At 66.2% G+C, this 17,334-nt stretch carries 20 protein-coding genes; 15 read left to right on the top strand and 5 right to left on the bottom strand.

The window, feature by feature from the left end; genetic code table 11:
• The first annotated feature begins 31 nt into the window (after positions 1–31).
• Positions 32–1,045 (top strand): DUF262 domain-containing protein, encoded by a 1,014-nt coding sequence (locus ACFVRO_RS02785; RefSeq protein WP_386949002.1) that lies wholly within the window; start codon positions 32–34, stop codon positions 1,043–1,045.
• A gap of 3 nt (positions 1,046–1,048) precedes the next feature.
• Entirely contained in the window at positions 1,049–2,044 is a 996-nt protein-coding gene (locus ACFVRO_RS02780; RefSeq protein WP_386948999.1) for a GTP pyrophosphokinase family protein, read from the top strand.
• A 31-nt stretch (positions 2,045–2,075) separates the two neighbouring features.
• Here the strand turns inward: ACFVRO_RS02780 and ACFVRO_RS02775 are convergent, their stop codons facing one another.
• Complete coding sequence (locus ACFVRO_RS02775; RefSeq protein WP_386948997.1) at positions 2,076–3,071, bottom strand: SDR family NAD(P)-dependent oxidoreductase; 996 nt, start codon at positions 3,069–3,071, stop codon at positions 2,076–2,078.
• A 72-nt stretch (positions 3,072–3,143) separates the two neighbouring features.
• Between ACFVRO_RS02775 and ACFVRO_RS02770 the strand changes: the two genes are divergently transcribed.
• The 3 genes from ACFVRO_RS02770 (at position 3,144) to ACFVRO_RS02760 (ending at position 6,351) form a co-directional block, all read left to right on the top strand.
• Positions 3,144–3,713, top strand: a complete 570-nt coding sequence (locus tag ACFVRO_RS02770) for a TetR/AcrR family transcriptional regulator (RefSeq protein WP_386948995.1) — start codon at positions 3,144–3,146, stop codon at positions 3,711–3,713.
• A 398-nt stretch (positions 3,714–4,111) separates the two neighbouring features.
• Entirely contained in the window at positions 4,112–5,389 is a 1,278-nt protein-coding gene (locus tag ACFVRO_RS02765; RefSeq protein WP_386948993.1) for a DNA cytosine methyltransferase, read from the top strand.
• Positions 5,390–5,394: 5 nt separating this feature from the next.
• The gene (locus ACFVRO_RS02760) at positions 5,395–6,351 is read left to right on the top strand and encodes a NaeI family type II restriction endonuclease (RefSeq protein WP_386948991.1); all 957 of its coding nucleotides are present in this window, start codon (positions 5,395–5,397) and stop codon (positions 6,349–6,351) included.
• A 118-nt stretch (positions 6,352–6,469) separates the two neighbouring features.
• Here the strand turns inward: ACFVRO_RS02760 and ACFVRO_RS02755 are convergent, their stop codons facing one another.
• Positions 6,470–7,258, bottom strand: coding sequence for an HNH endonuclease (locus ACFVRO_RS02755; protein ID WP_386948988.1), 789 nt, complete (start codon positions 7,256–7,258; stop codon positions 6,470–6,472).
• A gap of 175 nt (positions 7,259–7,433) precedes the next feature.
• Between ACFVRO_RS02755 and ACFVRO_RS02750 the strand changes: the two genes are divergently transcribed.
• Entirely contained in the window at positions 7,434–7,943 is a 510-nt protein-coding gene (locus ACFVRO_RS02750; protein ID WP_386948985.1) for a hypothetical protein, read from the top strand.
• Between the two features lie 71 nt (positions 7,944–8,014).
• Here ACFVRO_RS02750 and ACFVRO_RS02745 read toward each other — a convergent pair whose 3' ends face one another.
• The gene (locus ACFVRO_RS02745; protein WP_386948983.1) at positions 8,015–8,299 is read right to left on the bottom strand and encodes a DUF503 family protein; all 285 of its coding nucleotides are present in this window, start codon (positions 8,297–8,299) and stop codon (positions 8,015–8,017) included.
• 182 nt (positions 8,300–8,481) lie between these two features.
• Between ACFVRO_RS02745 and ACFVRO_RS02740 the strand changes: the two genes are divergently transcribed.
• From ACFVRO_RS02740 to panB, 4 genes are read left to right on the top strand one after another with little or no spacing between them, the layout of a single operon-like run.
• The gene (locus tag ACFVRO_RS02740; protein ID WP_386948981.1) at positions 8,482–9,366 is read left to right on the top strand and encodes a DUF2520 domain-containing protein; all 885 of its coding nucleotides are present in this window, start codon (positions 8,482–8,484) and stop codon (positions 9,364–9,366) included.
• Positions 9,363–10,415, top strand: a complete 1,053-nt coding sequence (gene panC / locus ACFVRO_RS02735) for a pantoate--beta-alanine ligase (RefSeq protein WP_386948978.1) — start codon at positions 9,363–9,365, stop codon at positions 10,413–10,415. The genes ACFVRO_RS02740 and panC overlap by 4 nt, the downstream gene beginning before the upstream one ends.
• Entirely contained in the window at positions 10,415–10,798 is a 384-nt protein-coding gene (gene panD / locus ACFVRO_RS02730) for an aspartate 1-decarboxylase (RefSeq protein ID WP_386948975.1), read from the top strand. Before panC ends, panD begins: the two co-directional genes overlap by 1 nt.
• The gene (panB, locus tag ACFVRO_RS02725; RefSeq protein WP_386948972.1) at positions 10,795–11,664 is read left to right on the top strand and encodes a 3-methyl-2-oxobutanoate hydroxymethyltransferase; all 870 of its coding nucleotides are present in this window, start codon (positions 10,795–10,797) and stop codon (positions 11,662–11,664) included. The genes panD and panB overlap by 4 nt, the downstream gene beginning before the upstream one ends.
• A gap of 51 nt (positions 11,665–11,715) precedes the next feature.
• Here panB and ACFVRO_RS02720 read toward each other — a convergent pair whose 3' ends face one another.
• Positions 11,716–11,994, bottom strand: a complete 279-nt coding sequence (locus tag ACFVRO_RS02720; protein ID WP_223587489.1) for a helix-turn-helix domain-containing protein — start codon at positions 11,992–11,994, stop codon at positions 11,716–11,718.
• Between the two features lie 63 nt (positions 11,995–12,057).
• Here ACFVRO_RS02720 and map point away from each other — a divergent pair, with 63 nt between their 5' ends.
• Positions 12,058–12,831: a type I methionyl aminopeptidase gene (gene map / locus ACFVRO_RS02715; RefSeq protein ID WP_386948969.1), complete on the top strand. Its 774-nt coding sequence runs from the start codon at positions 12,058–12,060 to the stop codon at positions 12,829–12,831.
• Between the two features lie 92 nt (positions 12,832–12,923).
• Positions 12,924–14,267, top strand: a complete 1,344-nt coding sequence (locus ACFVRO_RS02710) for a DUF222 domain-containing protein (protein WP_386948966.1) — start codon at positions 12,924–12,926, stop codon at positions 14,265–14,267.
• A gap of 214 nt (positions 14,268–14,481) precedes the next feature.
• On the opposite strand, the gene ACFVRO_RS02705 is transcribed toward ACFVRO_RS02710, so the two are convergent.
• On the bottom strand, positions 14,482–15,705 hold the full coding sequence (locus ACFVRO_RS02705) for an MFS transporter (RefSeq protein WP_386948963.1): 1,224 nt from the start codon (positions 15,703–15,705) through the stop codon (positions 14,482–14,484).
• An 80-nt stretch (positions 15,706–15,785) separates the two neighbouring features.
• Here ACFVRO_RS02705 and ACFVRO_RS02700 point away from each other — a divergent pair, with 80 nt between their 5' ends.
• The 3 genes from ACFVRO_RS02700 (at position 15,786) to ACFVRO_RS02690 (ending at position 17,288) form a co-directional block, all read left to right on the top strand.
• On the top strand, positions 15,786–16,091 hold the full coding sequence (locus tag ACFVRO_RS02700) for a helix-turn-helix transcriptional regulator (protein WP_105673110.1): 306 nt from the start codon (positions 15,786–15,788) through the stop codon (positions 16,089–16,091).
• Positions 16,092–16,176: 85 nt separating this feature from the next.
• A complete protein-coding gene (locus tag ACFVRO_RS02695) occupies positions 16,177–16,659 on the top strand; it encodes a hypothetical protein (RefSeq protein WP_386948960.1) in 483 nt (160 codons plus the stop codon).
• A 68-nt stretch (positions 16,660–16,727) separates the two neighbouring features.
• On the top strand, positions 16,728–17,288 hold the full coding sequence (locus tag ACFVRO_RS02690; protein ID WP_223587331.1) for a PadR family transcriptional regulator: 561 nt from the start codon (positions 16,728–16,730) through the stop codon (positions 17,286–17,288).
• Positions 17,289–17,334: the final 46 nt, after the last annotated feature.

The raw sequence follows: 17,334 nt of genomic DNA, 5'->3' as shown, positions 1-17,334 counted from the left end.
GTCCGGCGTGAACGAGCTGTGAGGAGAGATCTTGGCCCCGAAGATTGCGACCACGACCAAAGACATCGGTCTCCTTAAGCAGCTCTACGATGAGGGTCAGCTTCAGCTCAGTCCGGAGTTTCAGCGGAATGCTGTATGGCCAAGGCCGGCTAAGGCATACCTCATGGATACGATTCTCACCGGAAATCCCATTCCTGTGCTCTACTTTCAGCGGACGGTGAGTGTACAGACCGGTCGTATCGAGTACACAGTTGTGGATGGACAGCAACGGTTGTCCGCGGTGATGGACTTTCTCGCCAATCGCTTCTCGCTCACCGAGTCTGAAGGCGAGTCGTGGAGCCGCTTGAGGTGGAAGACGCTCTCTGCCGACGACCGCTCGAAGATTCTCGAGTATGACTTTGTTATCCAAGAGCTTTCAGGATTCACTCCTACCGCGATTCGAGCGATGTTCGCAAGGATGAACCGCTATGTCGTTGCGCTGAACCCTCAGGAACGACGCCATGCGGGCGAGGATGGTGAGTTCAAACGACTGGCAGAGAGCGTCGGCGGCTGGGGCCAGTGGAAGCAGATGGGGATCGTCTCCCCCCAGGCTGCTAAGAGGATGAAGAACGATGAGTTTGCCGCCGAGCTACTGATCCTCTTGCAGGAGGGCCCTCAGGACAAAAAGCAATCGGTGGATCTGTATTACGAGGCGTATGCAACTGAGTTTGTTGAAGGTGATCAGTTGAAGGAACGTCTCTTGAGGTATGTGGAGATGATCAGAGAGTCCCTTCCGAACATTAAGCAGCTCTTCATCAAGAGGCCGGCAAACTTCTACGCACTTGTCGGGGCGCTTAGCGAAATCGAGGCTGATGGAGACTCGCTTCCGACTTCGGAGCAGCTCTTTGAGCGTCTTTCTCGCTTCGATCGTGAGCTGCTGGACAACGATGAGGCGAATCCGCGAAAGGCGGCCTACCTAGCCGCACAGTCGAGGCAGACGGACAACATTCGTCCGCGTCGGACGCGTATCGATATCCTTCGGCAAGTGGTGACAGGCGAGGCCTAAATCATGGGTGTCGTCGCAGAAAAGTGGCTGGCGAGGTATCGGTCAGAGTTCACAAGCTATGAGAGAGCTGCTGACGAGGTTCGCCAGCAGCTAGAGGACGCGCTTTCGGGGCGAGCTCATGGCGTGCAGATGATTGATGTCCGCGCGAAAGATCCTGACTCTGCCGCGGAAAAGATCTCTCGCAAAGCCTATGGGAGGCCGGCGCAACAGATGACTGACATCCTCGGTGCCCGAGTCGTTACTCTGTTCGATCACTCGATCGAGCAGGCGGGCGACATCCTCAAGCGTCGTTTCCAGGAGATGCCTCAATACTCTGTCAATAAGACTGACGGTCTTGGGCCCGGTGAAGTTGGTTACCGAAGCGTTCATCTCGTTTTGAAGCCAAAACCCACTGGGCTCGAGGACGTCAAGGAAGTTCTTCGTATCGCAGTAGTCGAAGTTCAGATTCGAAGCGTTATCTCGCATGCGTGGGCCGAGATTGAACACTCGTTTAGGTATAAAGCTGGCGACTCCGTTCCGCAACCCTTGAAGCGACGATTCGACGCGCTCGCAGGTGCGCTTGAACTGATTGACCGTGAGTTTTCCTCGATCGCTTCAGATCTGGTGGACCATGTTCGCGAGCTCCAATCCGCATACCATTCGGGCAGCGGTCTTGAAGAGAAGCTGAGTTCACTTAGATTGCTTGGCGCCTTGTCTGAAGGTTTGAGGGACGCGCCGAAGCTTGGCCCCGATGGTCTTTCCTTGGAGATCGAGGACGCTGATCGACTTGTTGGGGTCCTGCAGCAGGTTGACGTGTTGACGGTTCAAGATCTGATGAGCGCGCTCACTCGGCCAGAGACGCTCAACGTTGTTCGACGGTACGCAGATGCTTCGGGGCACGATATTGATGGCGCTTCGGCGATTGTTTACCTTGGTGCGATCGTGGGCAATCGAGATCCGGGTCTTCTTCAGAGAACAAGACGATTGCATGACTCCGTCCTGATCTCAGCGCTCCGCTGATCAGGGCATACCCGTTCTGTACGGCTGCCCCCTACTGCACCGACCACCCGCCGTCCGACGCGAGCACGGCGCCGTTGATGTTCACGGCATCGTCGCTGAGCAGGAACGTGATCGACGCCGCCAGGTGCTCGGCGGTCGCGACGGTGGGGATCGCCTGCTGGAACGGCGCAAGGCGACCCGAACCGTACTCCGACATGTTCGGGGGCATCGGGATGCCGGTGGCCACGCCGCCCGGGGCGACGGAGTTCACGCGGATGCCGTTCGGCCCGTACATGAACGCCGCAGACTTCGTGACGCCGATGATGCCGTGCTTGCTGGCCGTGTAGGCGTTGCCGGAGGCGTTGCCGCGCAGGCCGGCCTCGCTCGACACGTTGAGGATCGAACCGCTGCCGGCCGCCTCCATGATCGGGAGCACCGCGCGCATGAGCTTGAACGGGGCGGTGAGGTTGATCGCGATGACGCGGTCCCAGACGGCATCCGTCGTCTCGCCTGCGGGGGAGAAGTCGTCGTTGATGCCGGCGACGTTCGCGAGGCCGTCGATGCGGTCGCCCGCGGCGGCGATGACGGCGTCGATCGCGCTCTGCTGGGTGAGGTCACCAGCGACGGTGACGACGCCCGGAAGCTCGGCTTTCAGCGCGTCGAGCTTCTCGGCGGAGATGTCGGCGGCGATCACGCGTCCGCCTTCGCGGGCGATGCGGGATGCCGTGGCCCTGCCGATTCCGGATGCCGCGCCCGTGACGATCACGGTCTTGCCGGCGAAGCGTCCGGTGGTGGGCGTCTCGGACCAGCCTTCAGCGCCGGTGTCTTCGGGGATCTCGCCGCCGTTGGCCGCGCGGACGAGGTCGTCGACGACCGACTGCGGGAGTGCGCCCTGGCTCATCGCGACGAGCTGCTGCAGCGGGAGCCCGAGCACGGGGGTGAGGAGCTCGGGGTCGGCGCCGGTCTTCTCGAAGAGTCCGCGGATGAGCGGCCCGCCGACCTCGTCGTTCAGCCAGTCGCCGATGGTGGAGTGAGCGGTGAGGGCCATGCTGGTGCTCCTTCTTGTTTCGCAACGGTGCGTCTCGTTATGGATCAGTGTACGCCTGAGTAGCCTGTGATCGTGCCTAGACCTCGAAGTGAATCCGCCCGGCAGGCCGTGCTGGAGGCGATGCGCGCCGCCCTGTCCTCTTCGGGCTACGAGGCTGTGACGATCGAGGGCCTCGCCGAGGTCGCCGGGGTCTCGAAGCAGACGATCTACCGGTGGTGGCCGTCGAAGGCCGCGATCCTCGGGGAGGCGCTGCTGGAGGGGGAGCTGCCGGGGGCGGATGTCGCTGTGCCGATGACCGCGGACCTCGGGGCGGATCTGCGGGCGTGGTTCTCGGCGATGTCGGCGGGGCTGGCGGATGCGGATGGCGTCGCCGTCGCGCGGGCGCTGATCGCGGTGACGGCGTCGGACCCGGGGCTGGGACTGGAGCTGAACGAGAAGCTGGCTGCGCCGATTCGCGAGTGGGTGACATCGCGCCTGTCGCTCGCGGTTGCCGCGGGGGATGTGCGGGCGGATGTGGATGCTGCCGCGGTTGCGGATCAGTTCATCGCAATGGCGAGTTATGCCGCGTTGTTGGGGCGGCCGTTGGGAGATGCGCGGGTGGATGCGACGGTGGCGGTGTTGCTGCGGGGGATTGCAACGTAGACGGCGAGGTGTCAGCGCTCCCGGATCCATCGCAGGTCATCGCCGTCTATGTCCTGGAATCCGATCGTGACCGGAGCGAGCAGGATGCTGCCGGCGGCTCCTTACTTCGCGAGCATGCGGCGGATTGCGGACGCCGAGATCGCCGAGGCGCCGGACGAGTCCGCTGAGGGTGCAGTACTGATGTTGGAGTCGGTGCTGGTGGAGCCGTTGTTGTTGACCTTGCGGCGGGTGGCTCAGCAGGTGAACCCGGGGAGCAGTTTGGCCGGGGAGCCGGAGCCTGACGCCGTGCACTCCGCGGATAGACCCATCCGGGCGCAAAGGCAGGACGCGCCGCGGGTGGCGACGGCAGGTCGGCGGTGCGCCATGCCGATGTCGCTGGGCAGTCGTACGATAATTGCGTGCCAGAAAACGAGCGATCCGCAGAACAGTCGTTGAGCCTCGTTGAGGCATGTGCCGGTGCCGGAGGGCAATCTCTGGGGCTGCATAAGGCAGGCTTTTCTCACTCGTTGGCGATCGAGATCGATGCGACGGCTGCGGAGACTCTGAGCTCAAATCTCGGAGTGCAAGTTGCAGTTGGAGACGTGGCGGATCCGTCAGTGTGGACGCCTCGGTCGTACGAGGGAGTCGATCTCTTTGCGGGCGGAGTGCCATGCCCCCCGTTTTCTGCTGCCGGCAAGCAACTGGGGACTTCCGATGAACGGGATCTCTTCGCCTGGGCGATCGAGCAGGTCTCGATCATCCGGCCTCGTGCGGTGATGCTTGAGAACGTGCGAGGGCTCGCGGCTCCTAGGTTTGCCGCATACCGCCAACGGATCTTAGACCGTCTCGACGAGCTTGGATACGTAGGGGAGTGGAAACTGCTTCACTCATCCGACTTCGGGGTTCCGCAGTTGAGACCCCGGTTCGTGCTTGTTGCCATGCCGACTAGCGAGATGCGCTACTTCTATTGGCCCGAGGCGCATCTCGGGCCGCGGGTAACGGTCGGTGACGCGCTGCACGATCTAATGGCCGTCGATGGCTGGAAATACGCGGACGCATGGCGCGACGCGGCAAATGATATTGGGCCGACGCTAGTGGGTGGCAGCAAGAAGCACGGTGGAGCAGATCTTGGTCCTACCAGAGCAAAGGCTGCGTGGGCCAAGTTGAGTGTGGACGGCAGAGGCATTGCGGACTCGCCCCCGGACCGCAGGTCGCCATCGTTCAGGACAACCCCACCGCGGTTGACCATCGAGATGGCGTCACGCATTCAGGGTTGGACGACGACGGACGGCTATATGTTCGCTGGCCGCAAGACATCGCAGTACCGACAGATCGGGAACGCGTTCCCGCCTCCGGTAGCGGAAGCGATCGGGCGGAGCATCCGTGCCGCGCTCAATCATGAAGGCACAGCGATGGATAATGAGCCTGGACAGGTTAGTCTGCACGATCCTGTGTATCGAGCGCTGGCACAAAGCGACAGGCCGTTGAGCCTTCAAGAGCTGGTTGACGCGTACAACGAGGGAAGCGCATCCGCAGTGCAACAGCGACTCGCTGCCATCGGAAGAGATTTTGAGCTTCATACCGTTGATGTGGAGGGAACGGAACGCTATCTCCTCGGTGACTTCAAGGGGTTCATCGGGCAGTCCGATCACTGGCGCCATGAGGTTGTGTCACGCTTCCGAAACCGAGTCAGCTAGCCAGAATGACGTTCGATCTCCTGCGCGGATGGGAAGTCGACCCTCTAGAAGAGGAGGGCGATTCGGAGCTCATTGCTGTGTTTCGAGTGCTCAACAACGCGGATCCTGACGGGACTCGAACGGGGCGACTAATGCGCCGAACGCTGGATCAGCTGTACGACGGGCAGCGAACTGGGCGTTACTCATGGGAACAGCTGCACAAGACTGAGCGGACGCACTTCGGTACCCTCTTTGAGATCAACCTCCGCCGCGAGTTTGACGACGTCATCGATGAGGGAATCAAGCTGGACTACAAGATCGCTGGTGTGGACGTCGATTGTAAGTTCTCCCAGCGGATGAATGGGTGGATGATTCCGCCGGAGGCCTTAGGACACCTTCTTGTCGTGGGTTATGTCAGCGACGCCAAGCGTGAGTTCGCTCTTGGCGTGGTCCGGGCGACGGCAGAACACTGCCGTACGACAACGAACCGCGACGCCAAGGTTCAGTTGAACCAAACAGGTCGCGACGCCGTTCGGTGGCTTCAACGACCTGGGGATCTGCCGCCGAATGTTCTGCTCCAGTGTGATTCCCAGACGATCGCCGCAATCTTTGATCCTCGATCTGGGCAACAGCGTGTCAATCAGTTGTTTCGACTTATCACAGGGGAGCGAATCGGACGGAATGTTATCGCGACTGTCGCGCAGCAGGATGACTTCATGAAGCGCGTGCGTGCTAACGGCGGCGCACGCACCGCTCTGCGACCCGAAGGGTACGTGATTCTTGGAGGAGACTATGAGAAGCACCGAATCGTCGCAGCGGAGCTTGGCGTTGCAGTTCCGGGGCCGGGAGAAGTTGTGAGTGTCCGTCTCCGTCGTGCTCGTCTGGATGAGCCGTTTGTAGCGGAGCTAGACGGTGCTCCATGGCGCGCAGCGAGCGAATCAGAGGAGTGTCTGGATGGGGCTCCGGATGTGGCGTTCAAGTAGCCTGACGACGCTCTACCTCGGAAGCAACCGCGCATCGGCTGGTGCTAGTGGCCGCGAAACTGCGGTGCCGCAGGTGGGATTCCTTGGCCGCTTGAGCCCAGTCCGACAGCACGGATTTCTAGAAGCCCTCGACGTATGCCAGAACGCGGACGCGATCGCTTTCACTGAGCATCCTCACCTGGTCATACGCGCGATCGAGCGCAGTGCGAACGCGCTCGCCCCGTGTAGCCCAGTCACGCAGCTGTGACTTCTCTGACTTGGTTAGGGCCTTCACCGAAGCCATTACTTCCTCGTAGGTTTGGGGGTCGGGGGCTGAGTCTCGCACCTCTTCGTTGCATCTGGCGCACTCTGTGCGCCAGTTATCGATGTTGTCACGCTGGCCGTACTGGCGCAGGCGCTCTTGAGGGACTCGATGGCCTAAGGTCAGTCTGGCCACTGTGTTCGGCTCCCCTGGATAACTTTCACGCGAGCCGACCCCGCATAGAACGCAACGTTCGCCGTCGCGCTCAAACACGTATCGACGAATGGTCGACGATGGCGCGAACCGCTTGACGCCACGGCGCTCCTCAGGGATCCACCAGCGCACGCCCTTGTACTCGAGCCGGTACTGCTCGGGCCTAAGTCCGTTGCCGCCATCACGCCCAGAAGGGATAAGCCAGTCCACCCTCCGGAGTTCACGGAGGCGCCGATCAAAGTGCTGGGAGTCTGAAGCGAGATCCTCTCCTAGTTCCGCCTTTGCCTCTGGCAAAGTGAAAACATCGCCGACCTCGCGGGTAAACCACAACCAGGCGGAAAGCCGTGCCTCTTGGCCGAACCGAGTTTGCGTGCCAGGCCAATGCTGCAGATTCCACCAAAGCTCACCGCTGGGAGCGAAGGCGTCGGCTGGATACTCGCTCGTGTCGTTCATAACCACGTGTATAGCCGGCGAACCGTTGCGTGACAGCACCGATGCGACCAGCACCCCGCCAACGACTCCGACCGCCACGGACCTGTGAGCAACTCGCGGGTCAGCATCTGTGGCCCCTTCCGCACCTATCACCGATGAGACATGATGAGGAGGACCGACGCCGAAGGAGACCGTCTTGCCGCTGACCCAGACTTCGCTGCGCGGCGTCGCATCTTCGGCGCTTCCCGGTGCGACTGTGATCGGCGTGATCCGTCGACTCGTGATCGTCTCGGTGATCGCTGCGTTCTTCTACCCGGTCTTCATGACTGCGAGCCGAGGCTATTGTGCCGGCGGATTCGACGGACAAGGAGGATTCATCGATGCGTCTGGTCGAGCTGTAGACGAAGCTCCCCGATGCGTCCAGCTGGCCCTCGGCCCGAGCCCGCTGCTCTACGTCGGGATCGCCGTGCTCGTCCTCCTTGCGATCGGTCGGGCGATGAAGGCGCCTGGCGAACTGACCGCCCGGAGGAGCCTCAACCGCTCGGCGTTCGCCGTCGTCGGGATCGTGGTGCTCGCGATCGTCGTTTCGCAGGTGTGGTTCCGTCTGGTCTCGATCGAGGACTTCATGTCAGGGTCCTGGTCGGTCTTCAGCCCCTTCCCGTTCGGCACCATCGACGTCGAGATCTCACCGATGACGTTGCCCTGACGGGTGAGGGTGGTGGCGTTTCGTCTCGCTTCGCTGGTTGAACGACCTGCGGGTGTCACTCGGCCTTCGATCTATGCCTTCCCGCCGACCGCGGCGGATTCGCGCGCAGGTGTCATCACCCGCCCGAGCACCTCGACATCGTCGTGCGCCAGCGGGTCGAGCGGCAGATCGTAGACAGCCTCGATACGCCGGGGAGGACCTTCTGCGCACCGCGCATCCTGCGCGCTGACCTCGGCGATCGCGCTTTCGGTGCGCCGACGGAGATCGGCGATGAGGGGCGGGATGGCTCCGCGCTTCTTCTTTAGCGAGCGCACGTCGCCCTGCAGGTTGTCGAACTCGATCCAACCAATCCACACGGGCTCAGTCTCGCGTTGCGAGGATAGCGAGAGCGAAAAGGTAAGACTGTGTCAGGAACTGGTGGCAGAACGACAATCAGAAGGGGTAAGAACCATTGCGATCTGCTCTCCGATTTGGAGTGGATGCTGTCGCAGGCAGATACTCGTGGCATCCACGTCGCCGTTTCCGACCAGCCCTCCCCATGAATCCTGACTCTGAACTCGCGCCAGCCACGACCATCGCCGTCATCGGCGCCGGTCGTCTCGGAGGAGTTCTCACCCGGGCGCTTCGTGCGGCGGGATTCAGTGTCCTCGGACCGCTCCGTCGGGAACAGCCGATGCCGGCCGCCGACATCGCCATCCTCGCCGTCCCGGATGCTGCGATCTCCGCCGTCGCGTTCGTCGCGCGCCCGCATGTGCGCCGGGTCGCCCATCTCTCCGGCGCCACTGGCCTCGACGCGGTGGACTTCAGCATCCACCCGCTCCAGACCTTCACCGGCGGCGAGACTCCCGACGTGTTCCACGGCATCGGTGCCGCGATCGACGGACGCACCGCGGAGGACAAGAGCCTCGCGAGAGACCTCGCTCGCGCCCTCGGCATGACCCCGTTCACTGTGACCGATCGGGCGGCGTATCACGCGGCGGCATCCTTCGCGTCGAACTTCGTGCTCACCGTGCTCGATGCGGCGGAGCAGCTCGCCATCGCCGCGGGCGTCGAGGATCCGCGCGAAGTCCTCGCCCCGCTCGTCCGGCAGTCGGTCGACAACTGGCAGCATCAGGGCGCGGCGGATGCCCTCACCGGACCCATCGTCCGCGGCGACGAGGCCACCGTCGCGACGCAGAGGGCCGCCACAGGCGCGCACCGGGACCTTTTCGACGCGCTCACCACCGCCACGAGGCGCATCGCCGACTCGCGCACCCCGGAGACGAACCCGCACACCCCCGAGCCCGTGTCTCACACCTCTGAGGCCGACCCGCGCACCCCGGAGACGAACCCGCACACCCCCGAGCCCGACTCGCACGCCCCCGAGCCCGACCCACGCACCCCCGAGGCCGCCCCGCACACCCCCGAGAAGGACCGCGCATGAAGATCCTCCGCACGATCCCCGAGGTCCGCGAGGCGGTCGGCGAAGCCAGGGCCAAACAAAGAACCGTCGGCCTCGTCCCGACGATGGGTGCGTTCCACGAGGGTCACCTCTCCCTCATGCGCCGCGCGCGCGAAGAGAACGGCCTTGTCGTCGTCTCCCTCTTCGTCAACCCGACGCAGTTCGCCCCGAACGAAGACCTCAGCACCTACCCGCGCGACGAAGCGCGCGATGCCGCGCAGGCTGAGGCGGAGGGCGTCGACATCCTCTTCGCCCCCGCGCCCGACGAGGTCTATCCGCTCGGCTTCGCCACCAGCATTCACGTCGCCGGCATCACCGACGTCCTCGACGGTGCGAGCCGTGGCGCGCACCACTTCGACGGCGTTGCCACCGTCGTCACCAAGCTGTTCGGCATCGTCCGCCCTGACGCCGCCTACTTCGGACAGAAGGATGCTCAGCAGGTCCTGGTCGTGCGGCGCGTGGTGCGCGACCTCGACCTCGACGTCCGCATCGAGGCGTGCCCCATCGTCCGTGAAGCCGACGGACTCGCCATGAGCTCGCGCAACGTCTACCTCGACCCCGCCGCCCGGCAGCAGGCCACCGCGCTCAACCGCGCCCTCGACGCCGCGCAGGAGCTGCACGACGGCGGCGAACGGGATTCCGCCCGTATCCTCGCGGCCGCCCGCGACGTCCTCGACGCCGCCGGCATCCGCACCGAGTACCTCGAGCTCCGTGACGCCGAGACGCTCGAACCCGTCGCCGACACGTCACGGGACGCCCTCCTCGCCGTCGCCGCGCACGTCGGCGCGGCTCGCCTGATCGACAACCACCTCCTCACCGGTCACCCCTCGGAACACGACCGCATCTCGGAGCACGACCGCATCACTGAACGCGACTGCATCCCAGGCCCCAGCGGCATCCCAAATCCCGCCTACCCCTCAGAACCCGACCGCACCCCAGTACCAAGCCGCATCCCAGACCCCAGCCGCACCCCAGAACCCGCCCACCCCGCAAAACCCCGCCGCACCTCAGAACAGAACGGCACCCGCTGATGCTCCGCACCATGCTGAAGTCGAAGATCCACCGCGCCACCGTCACCGGCAGCGACCTCCACTACGTCGGCTCCATCACGATCGACCCCATCCTGCTCAAGGCCTCCGACATCCGCCCGCACGAGCAGGTGCACGTCGTCGACGTCGACAACGGCTCGCGCTTCGTGACCTACGCCCTCGAAGGAGAGCGCGGAACCGGCGTCGTCCAGGTCAACGGCGCCGCCGCGCGCCTTGTGCACACGGGCGACACGATCATCGTCATCTCCTACGCCGACTACTCCCGAGAAGACCTCGAACACTACGTGCCGACCGTCGTGCACGTCGACCGGAGCAACACGATCATCAGGGTCGACGACGCCGTCGGAGAGCTGGTGACCGCGTGAGCGCCCACGCCGCCCCCACGAAGCGCCTCACCCTCGGCGACCTCGCCGCCAAGAAGGCCGCGGGCGAGCGTCTTGTCATGGTCACGGCCTACGACTTCCCGAGCGCGCAGATCGTCGAGGATGCCGGGGTCGACCTCGTGCTCGTCGGCGACTCCGCCGCGATGACCGTGCTCGGCTACGACAGCACCGTGCCCGTCACGGTCGACGAGATGCTCATGCTCACGAGGGCGGTCCGCCGTGGACTCGACCGCCCGCTCCTCGTCGGCGACCTGCCGTTCGGCTCGTACGAGGCCTCAGACTCCGAGGCGATCGAGACGGCGCGGCACTTCGTCAAGGAGGCGGGCGTCGACCTCGTCAAGATCGAGCGCGGCGGCACGACCGTCGACCGCGCCCGCGCGCTCGTGAACGCCGGCATCCCCGTCGTCGGCCACGTCGGACTCACCCCGCAGACCGCGACCGCCCTCGGCGGCTATCGCGCTCAAGGCCGCACCGCCGAGGCCGCCCTCGCCGTGATCGACGACGCCCTCGCCCTGCAGGCGGCCGGCGTCTCGCTGCTCGTCGTCGAAGCCGTGCCGTCGGAGGTCACCGCGGCCCTCATGCCGCTGCTCGACATCCCCGTGATCGGCATCGGCGCCGGAGCGGATGCCGACGGGCAGGTCCTCGTCTTCCACGACCTCCTCGGCCTCTATCCGGGCAGCGCCGCCAAGTTCGTCAAGCGCTACGCCGACCTCCGCACCGCCGCCGTCGCGGGCGTCGAAGCCTACGCCGACGAGGTGCGCGAGGGCGTGTACCCGGCGCCGGAGCACGGATACGGGATGCCGGAGGCCGAGGCCCGGAGGCTCGGGGAGCTGCTCGCGGGGCGGTGACTCAGCCGGAGGCAGACCGCCTCGGGAACTGCCGCGGGCGGTAGGACGACGCTAGGACGCGAGCCGGGTGCGGGTCGCGTCGACGGGCTGAGGGCCGACCTCCGCCCAGACCTCGTCGAGCGAGAGGCCGAGCACGTGAGCGATCGCGCCGATCGTCGCAAACGCGGGGGTCGCCACGCGTCCGGACTCGATCTTGCGCAGCGTCTCCGGCGAGACGCCGGCGTCGAGAGCGACGCCCAGCATGGAGCGTTCTCCCCGCGCCCGCCGCAGCAGCGCGCCCAGCCGCTCTCCTCGCTCGATCTCGGCGGGCGTCAACGGCAGGCGGACCATCATGGTGACGATTCTAATACCGGGATAGTATTACCGGGATAGTTATTGGAGAGCAGGCGCATCATGATCGAGATACTGAATTCCGACGAGCTGGAGCGGGCGCGAGCGACGGGGGCGCTCGTGGGCGGCATCCTGCACTCCCTGAAGGAGCGCGCGGTGATCGGGGTGAATCTGCTCGACATCGACCGCTGGGCGAAGGAGATGATCGAGGATGCCGGTGCCGAGTCCTGTTACGTCGACTACGCCCCGTCCTTCGGGCGCGGACCCTTCGGTCACTACATCTGCACGGCGGTCAATGATGCCGTGCTGCACGGCATGCCGCATGACTACGCGCTCGCAGAAGGCGACCTGCTCACGCTCGACCTCGCCGTCTCACTGCGGGGGATCGCGGCCGACGCGGCCATCAGCTTCGTCGTCGGGCAGGCGGCGTCTCCCGACGATCTCGCGATGATCGAGGCGACCGAGCGCGCACTGGCGGCCGGCATCGCCGCGGCACGCCCCGGCGCCCGCATCGGCGACCTCTCGCGCGCCATCGGCACCGTGCTGCGCGGTGCCGGATACTCGGTCAACCTCGAGTTCGGCGGCCACGGGATCGGCTCGACGATGCACCAGGATCCGCACGTCGCCAACGACGGCCGCCCGGGGCGCGGCTACATCCTGCGCCCCGGACTGCTCCTCGCCCTCGAACCGTGGGTCATGGCCGACGCCGACCGGCTCGTGACGGACGACGACGGCTGGACGCTCCGCAGCGCCACGGGATGCCGCACGGCGCACACCGAGCACACGATCGCGATCACCGAGTCGGGCGCGGAGGTGCTGACACTGCCCCGCGGATGACGAGGCGAGAGCGCCACCGACGGATGCCGGTGTTCTGGAATTCATTCGAACATAACTACGAAACTCGACCTCATCTCTCCTAAAATGGGGACATGTCGAAGCTGGTCGGTCTGCAGGAGGCGATGTCCCGCCTCGATGAGGCGTGGGCGGATGCCGACGACTCGACCGACCTGAGTCGGGAGCAGCTTCTCGCCGTGAACGAGGCCCTCGGCATGGTGCGCAGGCGACTGGATGCCGTGCACGTCGATGTGGCGGCCTCCATCTCGCGGGAGTCGCGACCTGAACTGGGGGCCGAGGGGCTGGCGAAGCAACAGGGCTTCCGTTCGCCGGCGAAGCTCATCGCCGCGACGGTCGGCGTCTCGACCGGCGACGCGTCGAGGCTGGTCTCGGTGGGTGAGGCGACGGCGCCCCGCACCGACCTGTTGGGGGCTCGTCTCCCCGCGCGTTATCCGCTCGTCCGTGCCGCGCTCGCCGCGGGGGAGATCGGCGCGCAGGCGGCGTCGCTGATCATCGGCCTGCTCGAACGCTGCCGCGTCGCGGCCGGTGCGGGGCGAGTGGCGGAGGGTGAGCGCGTGCTGACCGCGGCGGCCGCAGGGCTCGCGCTCGACGAGGTTCGCACACTCGTCGTGCGCGCCGAAGCGTGGCTCGACCCCGACGGCGTCGAGCCGCGGTCGGACGAGCAGTGCTCACGACGGTCGCTCACCATGTTCGAGCGCGACGGGATGCTGCATCTCTCCGCGCAACTGGATGCCGAGACCGCGGCGCCGCTCGTCACCGCCATCCGCGGGTACGTCACCGCGGCGTTCGCCGCGCGCAAGGATGCGCCCGACGTCGATGCGCCCGATGTCGACCGGCGAACGGTCCCGATGCTTCAGGCCGACGCGCTGTCGGCCGTGTGCGCGCACGTCCTCGGATGCGAGAACCGACGGCTCCCGCTGGCCGGTGCGACCGTCATCGTGCGGATGACCCTCGACGATCTCGAGTCCGGCACCGGTTCGGCGACGATCGACGGCATCGATCAGCCGATCAGCGTCGGAGCGGCCCGCAGGATGGCCGCGGCGGGCGGAGTCATCCCCTGTGTGCTCGGCGGCGACAGCGAGATCCTCGACTGGGGGCGAGAGAAGCGGCTCTTCACGCGGGCGCAGCGCCTCGCCCTCGTCGAACGCGATGGCGGATGCGCGATGTGCGGCCTCCCGCCGGGGATGACGAAGGCTCATCACATCCGCTGGTGGCGGAGGGACCGAGGTCCGACGGACCTGTCGAACGGCGTGCTGCTCTGCGAGAGCTGTCATCACCGCATCCACGACAACGGGTGGGAGATCCGCATCGACGGTGCGCGGGTCTCGGCACGGGTGTGGTTCATCCCGCCCGGATACGTCGACGCGTCCCGCACGCCGAGGCTGGGCGGGCGCGCGCGGTTCGACATCGCGGCGTGAGGCGGCGCGGGTCGCCTTCGCGCGAGTTCACGCGAATGACCGTCCGTAAGCTGTGCTCACGCACACGAACGCCCGTGAGCTCTACTTGTGCGAACGACCGCCAGCGAGCTCTACTTACGCGAACGACCGCCCTCGGGCTCGCACGGGTGACCGTCACGCGACCGCCGCCCGAGCTCCCCAGCGCATCCATCACACTGGCCGCGCCGGCGTCCCGCTACTCCCCGCGCCGCACCCGCAGCACGAGCGCGACCACCGCCAGAGTGATCACGACGAGCCCGTAGCCGATGCACACCGGACCGAGCCCGACCACGCCGACAAGGGCGCCGGCGACGACCGCCGGAACGCCGAACGCGAGATACGCGAGCAGGAAGATCACGGCGAACGTGTCCGCCCGCTCCGTCGCCGGGATGCGCGGAGCCAGCGAAGCGACGACCCCCGAGAACGCGGTGCCGAAGCCCATGCCCGTGATCGCCGTGGCCACGAGATAGAACGGCAGCGACCCCGCCCCGAGCGCCAGGAGAGACAGCGCCGTGCCGGATGCGAGAGCGGCCGTGCCGAAGATCACCGTCGTTCGGGGGCGACGCCGCCGCATCGCGAACGCGGTGAGCGCTCCGACCCCGGCGAGCATCGCCACCGAGAGTCCCTGCCAGGTGTGCGCCTCGCCGCCCAGCTCAGTGCGCACGATCGTCGCGCCCAGCGACAGGAACAGTCCACCGGTCGCCCAGCCGGCGATCACCGCGGGCGCCGCACGCCAGAAGTCCGCGCGGATGCCGGCGGGGATCGAGAGCCGGAAGCTCAGAGACGCCCATGCCCCCGGTCGTCGCGGAGCGGTCTCCGGCGCGAGCAGGAACAGCGCCGCCAGCACGACGTACACGACGGTGAGCGGGGCGAACACGTCGAGCAGCGGCTGACCGGTGAGGTCCAGAGCGACTCCAGAGACGAGCGCCCCCAGCGCGAGGCCGATGCCGGGGCTGAGCGCGTTCCACAGTGCGGCGGTGGCGGTCCGTCCACCCGGCGCGAGGTCGAGCACGGCGGCCGACAGCGCGGAGATCAGGATGCCGCTCGCGACGCCCTGCAGCACGCGGGCGAGGACGAGCGCCGTGACGGAGTCGGCATGCCAGAACAGCGCCATGCTCGCGGCGAGCAGCAGGAACCCGGCGATCGCGACCGGCCGACGCCCGACATGATCGGAGAGGGGCCCCGCGGTGAGCAGCGCGAGCAGCAGGGCGATCGCGTACACGGCGAACACCGCACTGATCACGATCGCGTCGAACCCGATGTCCTGCGCGAGCACCGGGTAGAAGGGCGACGGCGCGCTCGCGCCGATCATCATCGCGATCTGCGCCGCGATCGCGAGCGCGAAACCGAACCGTGCGCGCCGCGGCCCGGCGGGCGAGTGGGTCGCCCCCGGAGTGACGATCGGCTGAGTGATGGTCATGACCTCTCCTGTCGGTTCGAGAATCATCGAACTATCGGAGCGTACTCGCCATCCGTCGATTGTTCAACTATTCTCGAACCATGCCTGGCGACCTCCCCCACCCGGATCGATCCGACATCCGGCTCACCGACGTGCTCTTCGCGCTCAGCGACCCCGAGCGTCTGGCGATCACGCGACAGCTCGCCGACGGCCCTCTCGACATGGCCGCCTGCCACTCCACCGACCCGAACCTGCCGAAGTCGACCAAGTCGCACTTCATGAAGGTGCTCCGCGAAGCGGGTGTCATCCGCAACGAGCCCAACGGGCGCCGACGGACGCTGACGCTGCGCCGCGACGACCTCGACGAGCTGTTCCCCGGCCTGCTCGACTCCGTGCTGCGCGACTGAGGCCTCCGGGAACCGACTGAGCCCTCCGGGAGCTAACTGGCCCCCGGAAGCCCGTCTCCGCGACGGCGCGCCCTAGAGTGACCACATGCCCGCCGAACCCCCGGAATGGACCAAGGTCGAGCTGACCAGCCACCGCGGCGCGGTCGGTCAGCGCATCATCGCGGCCATGCTCGTCGTGGTCGGTCTCGTCGGCGTGGTCCTGAGCATCCTCGCCGTGCCCGACTGGTGGGTCGTCGTGTCGGTGTTCCTCGTCAGCGTCTTCCTCGGGATCATCGGCCTGAGCCTCTGGTTCCACGTCGGCATGAGCGCGGCTGCCACGGTCGAGCTGGTCAGGGTCGGCGCCCCGACCGCCCTCCGCGTGCTGCGATCGGAGGAGATCGCCGACGAGAGCATTATCTTCCGGCTCTTCCTCCGCCTGCCAGAGGAGGAACTCGTGGTCGTGCAGCATCAGTGCAGTCAGGGGCAGTGCGTGGAGGCGGGCCGAGCGGCTCCGCACTCCGAGGTGCCCGCGATCCTCGACCCGGTCACGAAGTCGTGGGGCGTCGTGCACGGCCGTCTCGACGTCTGAGACTCCCACCCCACTCCCAGTCTTAACGACATATCGTTGAGTATCGCTACCGATATCGGGAGGTCACCATGAACAACTCATTCCCCTCGAACCCGTTCGCGGGTGCGGGCGCCGGACCGGCATCCGCCCTCTTCGAGGCCATGGAGCAGCTGCGCACCTCGTTCGCGCCCCGACCCAGCGGCGGCTCGCGCATGGCGCGAGGCGACGTCCGCACGGCCGTGCTCTCGCTTCTCGCCGAGAAGCCCATGCACGGCTACCAGATCATCAACGAGATCGCCGAGCGCAGCGGCGGATCGTGGAAGCCCAGCGCCGGCTCGGTCTACCCGACCCTGCAGCTGCTCGCCGACGAGGGTCTCATCACCGCCGAGGAGCAGAACGGCCGCAAGACCTACTCGCTCACGGATGCCGGAGCAGAGGTCGCCGCCGAGGCCACCGAGACCCCCGCGCCGTGGGAGGCCTCAGGACCCCGCGACCACACCCGCTTCAGTGCGCTGCCCAAGGCCGGCGTCGACCTCGCCGCGGCTGCCGCCCAGGTGGGGCGCACGGGGTCGCCCGAGCAGGTGCAGCAGGCCATCGAGGTGCTCGACGAGGCCCGTCGTAGGCTGTACTCGATCCTCGCCCAGGACTGACCGCGTGGCAGTGCGGCCTCCGCTGAGGAGCAGCGAGAGGACGGCG

It is taken from the genome of Microbacterium sp. NPDC057944 (genome assembly GCF_042887445.1).
GTDB classification, from domain to species: domain Bacteria; phylum Actinomycetota; class Actinomycetes; order Actinomycetales; family Microbacteriaceae; genus Microbacterium; species Microbacterium natoriense.
This window is presented reverse-complemented; position numbering and strand designations above follow the sequence as displayed.

Bases quoted from the DNA above. Each gene is read 5' to 3' on its own strand.
- ACFVRO_RS02780 (WP_386948999.1), top strand. From the start codon at position 1,049: ATGGGTGTCGTCGCAGAAAAGTGGCTGGCGAGGTATCGGTCAGAGTTC.
- ACFVRO_RS02775 (WP_386948997.1), bottom strand. From the start codon at position 3,071: ATGGCCCTCACCGCTCACTCCACCATCGGCGACTGGCTGAACGACGAG.
- ACFVRO_RS02760 (WP_386948991.1), top strand. From the start codon at position 5,395: ATGACGTTCGATCTCCTGCGCGGATGGGAAGTCGACCCTCTAGAAGAG.
- ACFVRO_RS02755 (WP_386948988.1), bottom strand. From the start codon at position 7,258: ATGAACGACACGAGCGAGTATCCAGCCGACGCCTTCGCTCCCAGCGGT.
- ACFVRO_RS02740 (WP_386948981.1), top strand. From the start codon at position 8,482: ATGAATCCTGACTCTGAACTCGCGCCAGCCACGACCATCGCCGTCATC.
- panC (WP_386948978.1), top strand. From the start codon at position 9,363: ATGAAGATCCTCCGCACGATCCCCGAGGTCCGCGAGGCGGTCGGCGAA.
- panD (WP_386948975.1), top strand. From the start codon at position 10,415: ATGCTCCGCACCATGCTGAAGTCGAAGATCCACCGCGCCACCGTCACC.
- ACFVRO_RS02720 (WP_223587489.1), bottom strand. From the start codon at position 11,994: ATGGTCCGCCTGCCGTTGACGCCCGCCGAGATCGAGCGAGGAGAGCGG.
- map (WP_386948969.1), top strand. From the start codon at position 12,058: ATGATCGAGATACTGAATTCCGACGAGCTGGAGCGGGCGCGAGCGACG.
- ACFVRO_RS02710 (WP_386948966.1), top strand. From the start codon at position 12,924: ATGTCGAAGCTGGTCGGTCTGCAGGAGGCGATGTCCCGCCTCGATGAG.
- ACFVRO_RS02705 (WP_386948963.1), bottom strand. From the start codon at position 15,705: ATGACCATCACTCAGCCGATCGTCACTCCGGGGGCGACCCACTCGCCC.
- ACFVRO_RS02700 (WP_105673110.1), top strand. From the start codon at position 15,786: ATGCCTGGCGACCTCCCCCACCCGGATCGATCCGACATCCGGCTCACC.
- ACFVRO_RS02695 (WP_386948960.1), top strand. From the start codon at position 16,177: ATGCCCGCCGAACCCCCGGAATGGACCAAGGTCGAGCTGACCAGCCAC.
- ACFVRO_RS02690 (WP_223587331.1), top strand. From the start codon at position 16,728: ATGAACAACTCATTCCCCTCGAACCCGTTCGCGGGTGCGGGCGCCGGA.